Source organism: Methylobacterium sp. OAE515 (assembly GCF_041806315.1).
In the GTDB taxonomy this organism is placed as follows: Bacteria; Pseudomonadota; Alphaproteobacteria; order Rhizobiales; family Beijerinckiaceae; genus Methylobacterium; species Methylobacterium tardum.
On sequence record NZ_JBGMUV010000001.1, the window covers coordinates 5,017,819 to 5,033,789 of the forward strand.

The 15,971-nt window shown below is 71.2% G+C and carries 13 protein-coding genes; 5 read left to right on the forward strand and 8 right to left on the reverse strand.

The window, feature by feature from the left end; all coding sequences use genetic code 11:
- The first annotated feature begins 8 nt into the window (after nt 1-8).
- From ABIE45_RS24540 to nudC, 4 genes are all read left to right on the forward strand, one after another.
- Entirely contained in the window at nt 9-872 is an 864-nt protein-coding gene (locus tag ABIE45_RS24540) for a universal stress protein (protein WP_192708921.1), read from the forward strand.
- A 112-nt stretch (nt 873-984) separates the two neighbouring features.
- Nucleotides 985-1,578: a hypothetical protein gene (locus ABIE45_RS24545; protein WP_192708922.1), complete on the forward strand. Its 594-nt coding sequence runs from the start codon at nt 985-987 to the stop codon at nt 1,576-1,578.
- Between the two features lie 91 nt (nt 1,579-1,669).
- A complete protein-coding gene (locus ABIE45_RS24550; protein WP_192708923.1) occupies nt 1,670-2,089 on the forward strand; it encodes an HIT domain-containing protein in 420 nt (139 codons plus the stop codon).
- Nucleotides 2,090-2,098: 9 nt separating this feature from the next.
- Nucleotides 2,099-3,001 carry an NAD(+) diphosphatase gene (gene nudC / locus ABIE45_RS24555; RefSeq protein ID WP_192708924.1) on the forward strand — a complete coding sequence of 301 codons (903 nt, stop codon included), beginning with the start codon at nt 2,099-2,101 and terminating at the stop codon, nt 2,999-3,001.
- Nucleotides 3,002-3,151: 150 nt separating this feature from the next.
- On the opposite strand, the gene cysG is transcribed toward nudC, so the two are convergent.
- From cysG to ABIE45_RS24595, 8 genes are all read right to left on the reverse strand, one after another.
- Complete coding sequence (cysG, locus tag ABIE45_RS24560) at nt 3,152-4,624, reverse strand: siroheme synthase CysG (protein ID WP_192708925.1); 1,473 nt, start codon at nt 4,622-4,624, stop codon at nt 3,152-3,154.
- A 203-nt stretch (nt 4,625-4,827) separates the two neighbouring features.
- Nucleotides 4,828-7,524 (reverse strand): nitrate reductase, encoded by a 2,697-nt coding sequence (locus tag ABIE45_RS24565; protein WP_192708926.1) that lies wholly within the window; start codon nt 7,522-7,524, stop codon nt 4,828-4,830.
- Between the two features lie 178 nt (nt 7,525-7,702).
- A complete protein-coding gene (locus ABIE45_RS24570) occupies nt 7,703-9,301 on the reverse strand; it encodes a sulfite reductase subunit alpha (protein ID WP_192708927.1) in 1,599 nt (532 codons plus the stop codon).
- Nucleotides 9,298-11,115, reverse strand: coding sequence for a NirA family protein (locus tag ABIE45_RS24575; protein ID WP_192708928.1), 1,818 nt, complete (start codon nt 11,113-11,115; stop codon nt 9,298-9,300). Before ABIE45_RS24575 ends, ABIE45_RS24570 begins: the two co-directional genes overlap by 4 nt.
- A 10-nt stretch (nt 11,116-11,125) precedes the next feature.
- A complete protein-coding gene (locus ABIE45_RS24580; RefSeq protein WP_192708929.1) occupies nt 11,126-12,394 on the reverse strand; it encodes an FAD-dependent oxidoreductase in 1,269 nt (422 codons plus the stop codon).
- A gap of 484 nt (nt 12,395-12,878) precedes the next feature.
- Nucleotides 12,879-13,040 carry a hypothetical protein gene (locus ABIE45_RS24585; RefSeq protein ID WP_192708930.1) on the reverse strand — a complete coding sequence of 54 codons (162 nt, stop codon included), beginning with the start codon at nt 13,038-13,040 and terminating at the stop codon, nt 12,879-12,881.
- Nucleotides 13,041-13,185: 145 nt separating this feature from the next.
- A complete protein-coding gene (locus tag ABIE45_RS24590) occupies nt 13,186-14,184 on the reverse strand; it encodes a CmpA/NrtA family ABC transporter substrate-binding protein (protein WP_192708931.1) in 999 nt (332 codons plus the stop codon).
- Nucleotides 14,181-14,768 (reverse strand): ANTAR domain-containing protein, encoded by a 588-nt coding sequence (locus tag ABIE45_RS24595; RefSeq protein ID WP_192708932.1) that lies wholly within the window; start codon nt 14,766-14,768, stop codon nt 14,181-14,183. The genes ABIE45_RS24590 and ABIE45_RS24595 overlap by 4 nt, the downstream gene beginning before the upstream one ends.
- A 415-nt stretch (nt 14,769-15,183) precedes the next feature.
- Between ABIE45_RS24595 and ABIE45_RS24600 the strand changes: the two genes are divergently transcribed.
- On the forward strand, nt 15,184-15,819 hold the full coding sequence (locus ABIE45_RS24600) for a hypothetical protein (RefSeq protein ID WP_192708933.1): 636 nt from the start codon (nt 15,184-15,186) through the stop codon (nt 15,817-15,819).
- The last annotated feature ends 152 nt before the right edge of the window (nt 15,820-15,971 follow it).

Sequence of the window (15,971 nt, forward strand, 5' to 3'; positions counted from 1 at the left end):
ACGCTGCCATGAAGACGCTGCTCGTACCCGTCGCAATGCACGACGCCCTGCCCTCCGTGTTCGAGACGACCCGGCTGGCGGCTTCGCGCTTCGGCAGCCTCATCGAGGGCGTGTCCCTGCGTCCTGCGTTGGCCGAATACGTGCCGGTCGACATGGTCGGGGGCATGACGTGGCTGCGCGACGAGGAGGCCGACCGTGCCGAGGCCGAGGAGGCGGGTGGCCGCTTCGTCGCCTTCATGGATGCGGCCGGCATTCCCCGGCATGCCCGTGACGGGCTGTGCATCCCGGAGCGGGTCGCGGAGGCCGGACCGCGCTTTCGCTGGCGGCAGGACGTGCCGACCGGCGACGCCTTCCTCGGCCAGTACGCGCGGCTGTTCTCGGCCACCGTGGTCGGCCGTCCGGGCACCACCGACAACGCGCCGCGCATGACCACCTTCGAGACCGCCCTGTTCGAGAGCGGCCGGCCGATCCTGCTCGCGCCGCCGACCCCGCCGGCGAGTCTCGGCGAGGCGATCCTGATCGCCTGGAACGGCTCCACCGAGACCGCCCGCGCCGTCGCCTTCGCGATGCCGTTCCTGCGGAAGGCGCAGCGGGTGCTGGTGCTCAGCGTCGAGGGCGGCATGGTGCCGGGCCCGACCGCGCAGGATCTGGCCCAGGCGCTGGCCTGCGAAGGCGTGGACGCGTCCCACCGGGCGCTGCCGGCCGGTCGGCGCGCGCCCGGCGAGACCTTCCTCACCGAGGCGCAGGCCTTCGGATGCGACCTGCTGATCAAGGGCGCCTACACTCAGAGCCGCCTGCGCCAGATGATCTTCGGCGGTGTCACCAGCCACGTGCTCGCCCACGCCGACATGCCGGTCCTGATGGCGCATTGACGGCCCCGACCTTGAGCGGCGGCCTCCCGGATGGCACGCCTGCAGCCGGGAACCGGGCGTGGCGCCTGACGTTCGGCTCCCGGACCTGAGCGACAAGGAGCCCGTGAGTCCTGTGAAACGCCTTCTCCTTGCCGCCGTGCTGGCCTTGGCCGCCACGGCCGCCGTCCGCGCCGAGCCGATTTCTCCCCGGTTCCGCGGCACAATCATCCGGGCCGAGGCCGACCGTCTGGAGATCCGGCGGTCCAGCGGCAGCACCCTCACCCTGCGGATGGGGCCGCGGACCCGGATCTACGCGGTGAACCAGTCGAGCCTGTGGTCGATCAAGCCGGAGAGCTACGTCAGCGTGGTCGGTGCGCCCGGATCGGAGCCCCAGCGCGCCACGGCGGTGACGCTGTACTCGCCGTCCGAGCGGGGCTTCGAGGCGGGAAGCCAACCCTGGGACACCGCCCCCGGCGCGAGCCTGACGGCCGGCTGGGTGACCGACCTGCAGACCGGATCGCCCCTGCGGGTGGCGCTGTCCTACACCGGCGGCCGATCCGCCTTCGAAGTCCCGCGCGACACGCCGGTCACCCAGCTGTCACCCGGCGAGAAGGCGCTGCTCGAACCCGGTGCGGCCGTGACCATCTTCGCCCGATCGGCCCCGGATGGATCGCTCGACGCCGGCACGATCGCGGTCGGGCGTCAGGGCGTCGTGCCGGGCCTCTGACCGGGCCGGCCCGCCGCCGCGCGTGGGATGCGTCACCGTTCCGGCGAACGGACCGCGCGCCGCGGTCGAAGCTGCGCTACATCGGTCACCGATGAGCGACTCGGACTTCACCCTCGATCTGCGCCTGGCCGCCGACACCGTCGAGGTCGGCGACCTCGCCCTGTGCCGCGTGCTGCTGATGGACGATGCCCGGTTTCCCTGGCTGATCCTCGTGCCGCGCCGTCCGGATCTCGTCGAGATCACCGATCTGGCAGAGCCGGACGCGCAGGCGCTCTGGCAGGAGACCCGCATCGCCGTCGGCGTGATGCAGGCCCTGTCCCGGCCCGACAAGGTGAATGTCGGGGCTCTCGGCAACGTCGTGGCGCAGCTTCACGTTCATGTCGTCGGACGCTTCCGCTCGGACCCGGCCTGGCCCGGACCGGTCTGGGGCGTCGGGACCCGCACGCCCTACCCGCTTCACGCCCGCGCGCAGCTCATCGAGCGCGCCGGCGCCCTGTTCTCGGCGGCCTGAACGAAACGCATGACCGATCCCCGCGACACCCTCGGCTTCGTCCGGAACCGTCTCGATCGGCATTCGGCCGAGCAGCCCGAGGAAGCGGTCCCCGCCCTCGACGCGCCGGAGGCGCGCCTGGTCCTGCTCTGCGGCGACCGGCTTGTCCTGCGCGGCGCGACGGCCCTGATCGATCCCGCCGACGCGACGGGCCTGGCCGACGGGATGCGGATCTTCCTAGGGCATCGGGATGGGCAGCCGGTCTTCGCCGCCGCGGCGCCGGCCGAGGCCGCGGAGCGGTTCGCCGACGACGGGATCCGCACCCTCGACCTGCGTTCGATTGCCACCGAATCCATCGTGGAGGCGGAGGAACTCGGGCTTTTGGCCGTGGCCAAGTCGATGCTCGACTGGCATGCCCGTCACGGCTTCTGTGCCAATTGCGGCACCGCCACCGCGGTGAAGGCCGGCGGCTTCCGGCGCGAGTGCCCGAACTGCAGCGCCCACCACTTCCCGCGGGTCGACCCGGTGGTGATCATGCTGGTGCGCCGGGGCGACGCCTGCCTGCTCGGCCGCGGGCCGCATTTCCGGCCGCACATGTATTCCTGCCTCGCGGGCTTCCTGGAGCCCGGCGAGACGATCGAGGACGCGGTCCGCCGCGAGGTGTTCGAGGAGACGCGGATCCGCGTCGGCGCGGTCACCTACCGGACCTCGCAGCCCTGGCCGTTCCCGTCGTCTCTGATGCTCGGCTGCGCCGCCGAGGCCCTCGACGGCGCCATCGTCACCGATCCGAACGAACTTGAGGATGCCCGCTGGTTCGATCGCGCGGCCGTCGCCGCGATGCTGGACGGCACCCATCCCGAGGGGATCCAGGCGCCGCCGCCGATGGCGATCGCCAATTACCTGATGCGCGCCTTCGTGGCCGGCGAGACCTGAGCCAGCTTCGGTCGATGATTGCGGCGCTGCCGTCCTTGCGAGCGGCGCGAAGCAATACAGGCGGCGCGACACTGACCGACGTCGCGCTGCCCTGGATCAGGTCGCTCCGCTTAATGAGGGCGTCGCGGGTGGCGCTCGGCGAGAGCAGGCTCAGACCGCCACGCGATTCTGCTCTGCCTGGGCTGGAAGCGCGCCCCGCATCTCGGAGAAGGCTTCGCCCACCATCAGCAGGGCCGGCCCGTCGAGCCCCGCCGCCTCGACCCGGTCGGCGAGATCGATCGCCGTGCCGCGCAGCGCCTTCTGGTTCGGGCGCGTTGCGTTGAAGACGAGGAGCGCTGGCGTCGTGGGCGCCAGCCCCTCCGCGACCGCGCGGGCGAGCAGCGCTCGCAAGGTACGCTTGGGCATGTAGACGACGGTCGTGACGCTGGGATCGGCCAGCGCACCCCAGTTCAGATCGTCGGGCAGCGCCCCGCGTCGGTCGTGGCCGGTGACGAACTGGAGGCGGCGCGCGGCATCGCGGTGGGTCAGCGATACGCCGAGAGCCGCCGCGGCGCCCTGCGCGGCCGAGACACCGGGCACCACCGTCACCGGGATGCCGGCGGCGCGGCAGGCCTCGATCTCCTCGCCGGCCCGGCCGAAGACCAACGGGTCGCCGGATTTCAGCCGCACCACCTGCTTGCCGGAGCGGGCGAGCTGCACCATGAGCGCGTTGATGTCGTCCTGCCGGCAGGACGGGCCGTGGCCGGTCTTGCCCACCAGCATGGTGCGGGCCTCGCGGCGGGCGTAATCGAGGATCTCCGGGGCGACGAGGTCGTCGTACAGGATCATGTCGGCGTTGCGCAGCGCCCGCAGGGCCTTGAGAGTGAGGAGTTCCGCGTCACCGGGGCCGGCGCCGACCAGGGTGACCGCCCCGCCCTTCGGAGCCGCTTCGGTCTCGCCGAGCAGTTCGGCGAGATCCTGATCCGACGGGGCCCTGTCGGGCTCTGCGAAGGCGCGGTCGGTGAAGCGCTCCCAGAAGGCCCGGCGCTCGGCGAACCCGTGGAAGCGCGCGGTGACGCCGTCCCGCCAGTCGCGGGCGGCGCCCATCCAGCGGGCGAACCCGCGGGGCAGCATCGCCTCGATCCGGGCGCGCACGGTCTGGCCGAAGACCGGGGCGGCGCCCTCCGTCGAGATGCCGACCACCAGCGGTGACCGGTTGACGATGGCGCCGAACTTCACGTCGCAGAGATGCGGCCGGTCGACCGCGTTGACGATGGCGCCGGCCCCGCGCGCCGCCGCCACGAAGGCGACGCACTCGGCCTCGTCCTCCATGGCGCCGATGCAGAAGGCCGCACCCCAGAGGTCGTCGGGGCTCCAGGCGCGTTCGTGCAGCACCACCTGCCCGTCGACGATCTCGCCCGGCACGGCGCGCAGCTCCTCGCTGGGCTCGGGGGCGTAGACGTCGACATGGGCCCCGGCCGCGGCGAGGACCTTCACCTTCCAGGGCGCGCCGCCGGAGGAGCCGGCCAGCACCACCCGCTTGCCGCGCAGGGGCACGAAGACGGGCAGCACCGCCAGCGGCTCCAGGCCAGCAGCCTTGGTCTCGCGGGGTGCGCGGGCGGCGCGCAAGGGGGTCTCGGTCACGGGCCTGTCCTGAATCGTCCTCGGTCGGTCCGTCCCGTCCGTCCCCTCATCCTGATGTGCTGCGCAGCAGCCTCTAAGGAGGGCTCCAGGGATCGCGCGGCCGGCTGGAGGGCTCCTTCAAGGCCCGCCGACGCGGGCGCCTCGGGATGAGGGGATCGGATGGGATCACCCGGTCCGTCCTCTCCGGTGAGTGTATCAGAAAATCACGCGGCGCGGGCGGTCTGCCCGACCAGCATCTTGCGGATCTCAGGGATGCAGGAGCCGCAATTCGTGCCGGCCTTGCAGGCGGCGCCCACGGCCTCCACGGAGCCGGCGCCCCCGGCGATGGTCGCGGCGATCACGTCGGCGCCGACGCCGTGGCAGGCGCAGACCACCGGCCCCGCCGAGGCCGTCGCCGCGCGGCCCGAGAGCAGCGCCCGTCGCGCCGCGGCCTCCGGCTCCTCGGCGGCGAACTGCGCTTTCGCCGCCTCCCAGTCGGGCTGCGCCTCCGTGGGTCCGTAGGCGAGACAGGCAATGAGCCGGGAGCCGTCGTAGACGGCGCAACGGTAGCGGTCCCGGGCGTGGTCGGCATACTCGGCCAGATCGCCGCCCGGGAGCGCGCCGCTCTGGATCAGTCCGCGGATCATCAGCGCGACGGCACGGGAACTCGCCTCAGTGGCGAATTGCAGGCCCCAGCCGCCCGTGACCGCCGCCCGCGCCCACCACCAGCCGTCGGGCAGCGCCACCTGCTGCCGCGACAGCAGGAAGCCCCTGGCCCGGTAGGCGACCGGCGCGATGGCGACCGGGGTCGCCTTCAGCTCGGGTTGTCCGGACACCGGGTCCGGCACGCCGCGCACCAGCGCGCCGACCCGAGCCTGCGACGCGAAGGCGCCGCCCCAATGCATCGGCATGAACAGGCTGCCCGGCACCACCGTGTCGGTGACCATCACCTCCAGCTCGGCTTCGCCGTGCTCGGTGGTCAGACGGGCGATCCCGCCATCCGTGAGCCCTTGGATCGCCGCGTCGTCCGGATGCACCTCGACGAACGGAACGGCCCGGTGCGCCGACAGGCGCTGGCTCTTCCCGGTGCGGGTCATCGTGTGCCAGTGGTCGCGCACCCGACCGGTGTTCAGCACGAAGGGGAACGCCTCCGAGACCGACTGGGCGAGGCCCGGCGGCTGCACGGCCACGAAGCGGGCGCGCCGGTCGAAGGTGTAGAACCGGCCGTCGCCGAACAGGCGCGCCTTGCCCTGCGGCGCGCCCCGGAAGCCGGAGCGCTTCGGGATCGGCCATTGCACCGGCAGGGTCGCGTCGTAGGCGGCGTCGCCGATGTCCGCGAGTGCGCCGAGGTCGAAGTCGCGGGTGCCGTTGTTCTCATAGGCCGAGAGCCCGGCATGCTCGCGGAAGATCGCCGCGGCGGAGTCGAACGCGAAGGCCCGGCCGTGCCCGAGCCGGCGACCTACATCGGCCAGCACCGCCCAGTCGGGCCTCGCTTCGCCGGGGCTCTTCAGGAAGCGGCGCTGGCGCGAGATCCGGCGCTCGGAGTTTGTGACAGTGCCGTCCTTCTCGCCCCATGCCTGAGCGGGCAGCAGCACGGTGGTCCTGGCCCGGCCCCGGGCGGTGTCGGAATCCGACACCGCCTCGGACACCACGTAGAGATCGAGGCCGGCGAGCGACTCGCGAATCGCGTCGGCCCGCGGCATCGAGACCAGCGGGTTGGTGCCCATCACCCAGAGGGCCTTGATCTTGCCCCGGGCGATCGCCTCGTAGAGCGCCACCGCCTTCATGCCCTCGCCGGTGATGATCCGCGGGGCGCCCCAGTAGCGTCGCACCCGGTCCACCTCCTCGGGGGTGAAATGCATGTGGGCGGCCAGCATGTTGGCCAGTCCCCCAACCTCGCGCCCGCCCATCGCGTTGGGCTGTCCGGTCAGGGAGAACGGCCCCATCCCGGTCTCGCCGATGCGGCCGGTGATCAGGTGACAGTTGATGATGCTGTTGCCCTTGTCGGTGCCCTGCGCCGACTGATTCACCCCCTGCGAGAAGGCCGTGACCACCCGGCGCGTGCCGGCGAACAGGGCGTAGAAGGCCGCGATGTCGGCCTCCGGCACGCCGGTGACCGCGGCGACCGCCGCGAGATCCGGCGCGATCTGGCGGGCGCGGTCGAGGGCGCCGTCGAGCCCGGCCGTATGGGCATCGATGAAGGCGCGGTCGCGAAAACCGTTGTCGGACAGGTAGACGAGTAGGCCCGAGAACAGGGCGGTGTCGGTGCCCGGCCGGATGCCGAGGAACAGGTCGGATTCCTGCGCGGTCTGAGTCCGGCGCGGGTCGATGACCACGAACTTGGTGCCGCGGCGCTCCTTGGCGTCGGCCATGCGGCGGAACAGGATCGGGTGGCACCAGGCCGTGTTGGAGCCGACCAGCACGATCAGGTCGGCCTCGTCGAGATCCTCGTAGCAGCCCGGGACCGTGTCGGAGCCGAAGGCCCGGCGGTGGGCCGCGACCGCACTCGACATGCACAGCCGCGAATTGGTGTCCACGTGCGGCGTGCCGATGAAGCCCTTCGCGAGCTTGTTGGCGACATAGTAATCCTCGGTGAGGAGCTGGCCCGAGAGGTAGAAGGCGATCGCGTCCGGCCCGTGCTCGTCCGCCACCGCGCGGAGCTTGCCCGCGACCGTGTCGAGCGCCGCGTCCCACGAGACCTGGGCGCCGTCGACCTGCGGGTGGAGCAGGCGGTTCTCCAGCGACAGGGTCTCGCCCAGCGCCGAGCCCTTCGAGCACAGGCGGCCGAAATTGGCCGGGTGTTCGGTGTCGCCCGCGATCGTGGCTCCGCCCTGCCCGTCCGGGGTCGCGAGCACGCCGCACCCGACCCCGCAATAGGGGCAGGTGGTCCGAACCGTCGGCGCCGCCACTGGCTGGGTCATGGCTCGAATCCTCGAAGGGTCGTTCCGGGCTGGAGCAAGCTTCGCGCCGCCACTTCCCCTCCCTTTTGTGGGGAGGGGCTAGGGATGGGGGTGGTGCAGAAGGCACCGCCCGAGCCCCATCCTGCGCCACCCCCACCTCCGGCTCCTCCCCACAAGGGGAAGGAGAGCACGTCGCGGTTCAGTACACGTCGGCCTGATACCGGCCGGCCTTCTTGAGCGCCGCGAGATATGCCACCGCGTCCTCCGGGCTCTTGCCGCCGAACTGCGCCGCCACGTCGATGATCGCCCGCTCGACGTCCTTGGCCATGCGCTTGGCATCGCCGCAGACGTAGAAATGCGCGCCGCCCTCGAGCCACTTCCACAGCTCGGCGCCGTTCTCGCGCATCCGGTCCTGGACGTAGGTCTTCTCCGTGCCGTCCCGGGACCAGGCCAGGGACAGGCGGGTGAGCACCTTGTCGTCCTTCAACTGGTTCAGCTCGTCCTTGTAGAAGAAGTCGCTGGCCTGCCGCTGGTGGCCGTAGAACAGCCAGTTGCGGCCGGGCGCCTGCGTGGCGGCGCGCTCGCGCAGGAAGGCCCGGAACGGCGCGATGCCGGTGCCGGGGCCGCACATGATCACGTCCTTCGACAGGTCAGCCGGCAGCCCGAAGCCGTGCGCCTTCTGAAGATAGACCTTCACCTTGGTCTGCTCCGGCAGGCGCTCGCCCAGGTGGGTGGAGGCGACGCCCAGCCGCAGCCGCGAGCGGTGGTTGTAGCGCACCGCGTCCACGGTCAGCGACACGCGGCCGGCATCCATCTTCGGCGAGGACGAGATCGAGTAGAGCCGCGGCTGCAGCTCATCGAGGGCTTCGAGGAAGACCTCGGCGTCGGGCCGCGCACCGGGGAACTTGTGCAGCGCGCCGAGTACGTCGAGATAGGCGGCGTCGCCGTCCGGATCCTCGCCGGAGGCGAGCGCCTGCGCCTTCTTGCGCGCCGCGCCCGAGGTGAGCAGCGATAGGAGCTGGTAGAGGTTGTCCGGCGCCGCGCCGAGCGCGTAGTTGATCAGCAGGTGCTCGCGCAGGGTTTTTTCCCCGATCACCCGCTCGGGGCGGGCGCCGAGCTCCGCGATCACCGCGTCCACCAGCGCCGGGGCGTTGGCAGGGAACAGGCCGAGGGAGTCGCCGACCGCGTACTGGATCGGCGTGCCGTCCAGCCCGATCTCGATGTGCCACGTCTCCTTCTCGCCGCCCGGATCGTTGAGGCGGCGGCGGGACAGGAACAGCGCCTCGACCGGGTTCTCGCGGCAATAGCCCAGCGGACCGAGATCGGCCGCCTTCGGGGCGTCGTCCGCCTTTGGCGCGGCAGGGGCGCCTCCGACGGCTCCGAATTCCTCGTCCAGCTTCTTGAGCATGCGCAGGGTCTCTTTGCCGCCGGGCTGGCAAAGGTTCAGGCGCGCTTCGTTCTTCAGGAAGATCGCGTTGGCGTAGTCGGCGCAGTTGTAGCCGCACTGGCCGCAATCCTGCTGGGCCATGGCGGCCATCAGCTTCTGCGGCTCGGGACGGTCCTTGGCCATTGCCATCCGGTCGCCGATCGGCACGGAGGGGTCGTGCCAGGGCGCATCGTCGTTGTCGGCGAGCTTCGGGCCGGTCGCGGGTGCATCGCCGGGGGCCAGCGCCGTGGCACCCGCAACGGAGGGGCCGAGCAAGGCCGCGAAGTAGCCCGAGAGCCAGGCGCGCTGGTCATCGTTGAAGGGCGCGGTCTCGGGGATCAGGACGAGGGGGGGCGAGACGTGCTGGGTCATGCGGCGGCCTTCAGGGCGGGCTGGTCCTCGGCGGCGTCGCGGAGCGCCTCCGCGCCGGTACGGCTGGTGAAGGCCTGGAAGCTTTCCTCAGGCCCCTGTCGCAGGGCGAGGTAGGCGCGCAGCAGCGCCTCGACGCGGGACGGCGCATCCTCGGCTTTGACGGACTTCCAGATCTCGGTGCCGATCTTCGGGTTCTCGGCGAAGCCGCCGCCGACCACGACGTCGTAGCCCTCGACGGTGTCGCCCTCCTCCGAGACGACGACCTTGGCGCCGATCAGCCCGATATCGCCGATGTAGTGCTGGGCGCAGCTGTGGTGGCAGCCGGTGAGGTGGACGTTCACCGGCACGTCGAGGTTCGGCAGCGCCTGCTCGATGTGGTCGGCGATGATCAGGGCGTGACCCTTGGTGTCGGAGGCCGCGAACTTGCAGCCGCGGGCACCGGTGCAGGCCACGAGGCCGGAGCGGATGCCCGCCGCCTTCGTAGTCAGGCCGAGCGCGTCCACGCGGGCTTCGACTTCCGCCACCTTGGACTCCGGCACGCCCGAAAAGATGAAGTTCTGCCAGACGGTGAGGCGGATCTGGCCGTCGCCGCACTCGGCCGCGATCTTGGCGAGCGCCCGCACCTGATCGCTGGTCATCTTGCCGACCGGCAGGACCACGCCGATCCAATTGAGACCCGGCTGCTTCTGGGCGTGAACGCCGACATGGGCGAAGCGGTCGGTGGCCTTGCGCGGCGCGACGTGCTCCGGCGCGACCCGGTCGAGCTTGCGGCCGAGCTTGTCCTCGACGGCGGCGAGGTACTTGTCGAAGCCCCAGGCGTCGAGGACGTACTTCATCCGGCTCTTGTTGCGGTTGGTCCGGTCGCCGTTCTCGATGAACACCCGGATGATCGCATCCGCCACGGCGTTGCACAGCTCTGGCTTCAGCACGATGCCGGTGTCGCGGGCGAGGTCGCGGTGGCCCGAGATGCCGCCGAGGACGAGGCGCATGTAGATCCCCGGCGGCACGGCGGCGCCGTCCAGCACCTCCACGGCCTGGAAGCCGATGTCGTTGGTCTCCTCGAGCGTCGGCATCACGCCGCTGCCGTCGAAGGCGACGTTGAACTTCCGCGGCAGGCCGTAGAGCGAGCGGTCGTTCAGGATCCAGTTGTGCCAGGACTTGGCGAGCGGGCGCGTGTCCAAGAGCTCCTGCGCGTCGATGCCGGCGGTGGACGAGCCGGTGACGTTGCGGATGTTGTCGGCCCCCGCGCCCTGGGCGGTCAGCCCGATATCGGTCAGCCCGTCGAGGAAGGGCTGGGCGTGCTCGGGGCTGATCTCCCGCACCTGCAGGTTCGCCCGGGTGGTCACGTGGACGTAGCCGCCGCCATGCTGGTCGGCGAGGTCGGCGACGCCCGCGAACTGCCAATGGTGCAGGATCCCGTTCGGGATCCGCATCCGGCACATGTACGAGACTTGGTTCGGCGCGACCCAGAACATCCCGTGGTAGCGCCAGCGGAAATTGTCCTCCGGCTTCGGCTGCTTACCGGCGGCGGCCTCCTGGATCAGGCGGTTGTGGCCGTCGAACGGATTCTCGGCGCGCTTCCATTTCTCCTGCTCGCAGAGCTTGCCGCCATCCTTGACGGTCCGGTCCTGCGCCTTGATGTGGATCGCGTCCGGGCCGGTGGGCTCGGCCGGCGGTGCTGCCGCGCCAGCCCCGCCCGTGGCGAGGCCGCCGGTCAGCCGGACGGCGGCGATGCCGGAAGCGAAGCCTTCGAGGTAGCGCTTCTGCTCGGCCTCGAACGCGCCCGCGGCGCCCTGGGTGGTGGTCTCGGACATCCGCGCCTCCTCAAGCAGCGAGCGGCTCGGGCACGGGGCGCCCGAACATCAAGTCGTCCACGCTCTCGATCGGATCGCCGGAGCGGATCAGGCCCTTGCAGGCGCCCTGCTCGGCGATGTCGCCGACGAACACCGCGCCGATCAGCCGGCCCTCGCGCACGAGCAGTTTGCGGTAGAGACCGGCACCGGGATCGGAGAGCACGATCGCCTCGGCATCGTCGGGCGTATCCACGATCCCGGCCGAGAAGACCGGCAGGCCCGACACCTTCAGGCTCGTGGACAGAGCCGTCCCCCGGTACTCGGCCGGATGACCGGCGAGATGGCGGGCCAGCGTCTCGGCGTGCTCATAGGCGGGCTCGACGAGGCCGTAGATCTGGCCGCGGTGCTCGGCACACTCGCCCAGCGCGAAGATGCGCGGATCCGAGGTCGTCATCCGGTCGTCGACCGCGATGCCGCGGCCGATCGTCAGCCCGGCCGCCTGCGCCAGCGCCACCGAGGGGCGCACGCCAACGGACATCACCACCAGATCGGCCGGGAGAACGGTACCGTCGGCCAGGACGAGGCGCTCGACGCGGCCATCCCCCTCGATCCGATCGGTGTCGGCCTTGAGGATGACCCGCACGCCGCGCGCCTCCATGGCGCGCTTCACCAGCCCGGCGGCGTGGTGATCGAGCTGGCGCTCCATCAGCCGGTCCATGACGTGGAGCAGGGTCGTGTCGACCCCGAGGCGCGCGAGCCCGACGGCGGCCTCAAGGCCCAGCAAGCCGCCGCCGATGACGATGGCGCGGGCGTGTTGGACGGCGGCCTTCCGGATCGCCGCGACGTCGGCGAGGTCGCGGAAGGTGATGACGCCGGGAAGGTCCATGCCGGGCTTCGGCAGGCGGATGGGAAGGGATCCGACCGCGAGCACCAGCTTGTCGAACGGGAGGACGTGGGTCTCGCCCACGATCACCAGCCCGCTCTCCCGGTCGATCCGCGTCACCGGCGCGCCGGTGATCAGGCGAATGCCGTGAGCTACGTACCAGTCGAGGTTGCGGAACGCGCAGGCCGCCTCGTCGACCTCGCCTCCGAGCAGCGAGGAGAGCAGGACCCGGTTGTAGGCGGCAGTCGGCTCGGCGCCGATGCAGGTCACGTCGTAGCGGCCGGGGGAGCCCTCGGTCAGGCGCTCCAGAAAGCGCAAGGACGCCATGCCGTTGCCGACCACGACGAGCCTCTCGCGCGGTGGACCGGGTTCGGCGCCCGTATCAGGAACGCGGGTGTGCGTAGGAGATGTCGCCATCGCTCGATCGCGTGTTGGAACCCCGGATGCAGGATCGTTGGCGGACCGCCACGAAAAAGCCGCTGCCGGTCGTCTCTCGGCAGGGGGCTGCCTCAGGAGAACCGGATCAGCGGCCTCGCTGACGGCGCTGTCCGTCGCCGTTGACGGACATCGAGAAGCAAGCAGGCTTCGTGCCAAGCGGGATCGACCCCGCCAAACCCCTCAGGGTACGGAGAAAAATTCGATCACTGCTGCGGATGGATGCGGCGCGGCTCTGCACGATGCGCTGCACAAAAAACAGGCGCGCGGCGGCCCAATCGGCAGGCTACGAGCTTGGGATGCGGTTCGGGATGCGCGTCACGGCCCGGACTCCGCCGTGGCTCGGGCGCCCTCGCACACGTTGCCAGCACAGGCCTTGGCGGCTTGACGGCGGCCCAGACTATACGGGCCGAATCCCGCATCACCCGCTACTGGGGTGAGGGATCGCCCGGCCGGTCAGGCGGCTTCAGATCAGCGAGGACAGCATCGCCAGCAGGCCCAGCGTCGGCATCACGCCGGCTGCCAGAACCCAGTACCACGCGTGGCCGATACCGGGACGGCGGTTGTCGTTACACGCTCGGGGCGGCTTGGCGCCCCGGCAAACGTAGCGTCGAAGCTCGACCCGCATTTGCGGATGCGACGACGACGATCCAGTATCGAGCTTGCGGCATCCGGGCATGGCGGAGACACAACGGGCAACTCCGCCCGACGTTCCAGCATTTGCGGGCCCGCCGTCACACGAAAATGACGAACCTGTTTGTCTGTCTCCGGCCTCAAAGATCCGACGCCGCGGCCCGGTAGAGGTCGGGCCTGTAAACCGTCGCGGCGGACCCTTCGAGGGCGCCCGATCTGACCTGCTGCGCGGCGCGCATCTGCGCCATCAGCCACTCGGCGTCTTCGAGGCGCGGCTCCTCGACGGAGGCGCCGAAGCGCAGGAACAGGCCGGGCCCCGATCGCGCGTTTGGATCGCCCGCGAAAGCCCGTCCCAACAGAGCCGCGTCGAGGTCGAGATAGCCGCGGCGCGCGAGGCGGTGGATCAGCTCGGCGCGGTTCTCCGGATCGCCGCACCAGCGGCCGGCGCGCGCTACCGCCCGCACCAGCGGCAGGATCGCACCGTCGAGCCGCTCCGACACGGCCAGGACCTTCTCGGGGGCGTCGGGCGCGAGCGCGCCGCCCTGCACGGCGATGCGCCCGTGCCCGGCCGCGACCGCCACGTCGTTCCACGGAGCACCGGCGCAGAATCCGTCGACGAGGCCGCGCGCCAGGGTTTCGACACTGTATTGGGGCGGGACGACCACGGTGCGGAATGTCGCCGGGTCGAGCCCGCCGGCCTCGGCGAACAGCCGCAGCTGGTAGCTGTGGCACGAGAACGGATGGACGGTGCCCAGCGTGAGGGGCCGGCCGGCTCGGGCCCGCTCCTCCGCGGCCCGCGCGAAGGCGCGGGCGACGTCCGTCGGCTCCTCGCTCGCCGGATCCATCGCCGCCCAGAGGCCGCACGACAGGGTGATGGCGTTGCCGTTGACGCTGAGCTGCAGCGGCACGATCAGGTCGGAGGGCGGCCCCGACAGGGCGAGTCGGCTGGCGAGCGCCAGCGGCGCCAGCATGTGGGCGCCGTCGAGGTGCCCCAGCGCCAGCCGGTCGCGCAGGGTCGCCCAGGACGGCTCGGCCGTGAGGTCGAGGTCGAGCCCCTCGGCCCGGGCAAAGCCGAGCTCGTGCGCGGCGATGAGGGGTGCGGCGTCGCAGAGCGGGACGTAGCCGAGCTGGAGCCTCATCCGAGCAGGTCCGCCGTGGTGACGATCGCCCGGGCGATGTCGGCGATCTTGCGCTTCTCGTTCATGGCCTTGCGGCGCAGCTGCTTGTACGCCTCCTCCTCGCTGAGTCCCTTCAGGTTCATCAGGATGCCCTTGGCCCTTTCGATCAGCTTGCGATCGGCGAGTTCGCCCCGCGCTTCCGAGAGTTCGCGCTGGAGCCGCGCGAAGGCGTTGAAGCGCAGGATCGCGATGTCGAGGATCGATTTGATCCGTTCGGCCCGCAGCCCGTCCACCACGTAGGCCGAGATCCCCGCATCCACGGCGGCCTGCATCATGGTGGTGTCCGAGCGGTCGACGAACATCGCCACCGGCCGCTCGACCTGCCGCGACACCCCCGACATCTGCTCTAGGATGTCCCGGCTCGGGCTCTCCAGATGGATCACCACCACGTCGGGCTTCAGCGCGGTGACGCGCTCCAGCAACTCCGCGGTGTCGGGGATGACAACGACGCGGCCGACGCCGGCCGCGCGCAGTCCTTCCTCCAGGATCGCCGCGCGGGCGCGGCTCGGGTCGATCACGGCGACGGTGAGGTTGGTTTCGGTCATTGGAGCCCGGTTCGGGGCGGGTCGTCTGGGCGGGGCAGCCCGGTCCGGGCTGCCCAAGCTAAGCAAGCTCTGTGCCCTCCGGATGCAGTGGCGGAAAGCCCCGTGGAGAGGCATCCCGTCCTGAATCGGAGACCTGGTTGAGGCGATATCAGCTCTGTCATCCTGGAGTTGCGCAGCGGAGCGCGGGATCCAGACACGCCGAGGCGCCACGCCTCTGCACGATCTCGATCCTGGATTGCCTGGCTCCGGGCCCGTCTGCGGCGTCCGAAAACGACAGCGCGAGTCGTCGGCCTTGGGGGAAGCCCTGCCGCGCCGCAACGGTCTGCAATCGTCGCGAAAAGAAATGGTCCAGCTTCCGCCGCAATGCTGGCCGCTGTTGGAGCTCGTGAAGCGGTCATGGAGATCGGTGATTCGGATGCGCAGGCCAGATCAGCCCGCCCTGACGGAAACCGGCACCGGCCGTGTCTCGATGCCGTTCCTGCCGACGCTGGCCGTCGTGGCCGTTCTGGGCGTGGCCTCGCTCTATTGTCCGTCGTCGAACCCGGCTCCGCCCGTCTCTCAGGCGGTGATGTCGGAACTCGATCCCCTCACGACCGAGTCGATTGCCGCCCCAGCCAGGGCGGCTCCCTCTCCGACGGATTTCGCGCGGACGGCCGCAATCGTCCCGGTGCCCGGTCGTCTGCCGGCCTCGATGGCCTTCGCGGAGGCTTACCCGCTCGACGGTTCGGCCGCGAAGGCCGCAGCAGTTCATGCGGGAACGCCGGCGCGGCTGTCGCCGCGTCTCGCCGCGAACCGCCGCTCCTGCCCTGGCCGCCGGTGCCCGGAGGTCCCGCAACGGTCCGTCGATCCGTTCGCCGCCGCTCACGCGGAGGCTGCGGAGCCGGGCGGGGAGGGTTCGGTCCCGGAGCCGGCCCTGCCGTTCGTCGCGACAGTGGCCGAGACCCTGGCGCCTGCCGCGCGGGTCGTCGGTGATGCCGCGGATCTCGTGCGCACCGGTGCTGCCGCGGTGAAAGGGTCCGTCTCCCTGGTGGTGGCCGACTGCCTCCGCTGAGCGGCGGACGGCTTCCGCGAATCGGTCGAAGCGAGCAGCGGTCGCGGACGGCCCTCCCCGTCATGGCGACGCGCCTTGAGCAGGCCTGGGACTGAGCTGCGCCACCGTCCTGATGTAGCGCCCGGCCGTTCACGGCTCCCCTGGACCTCCCG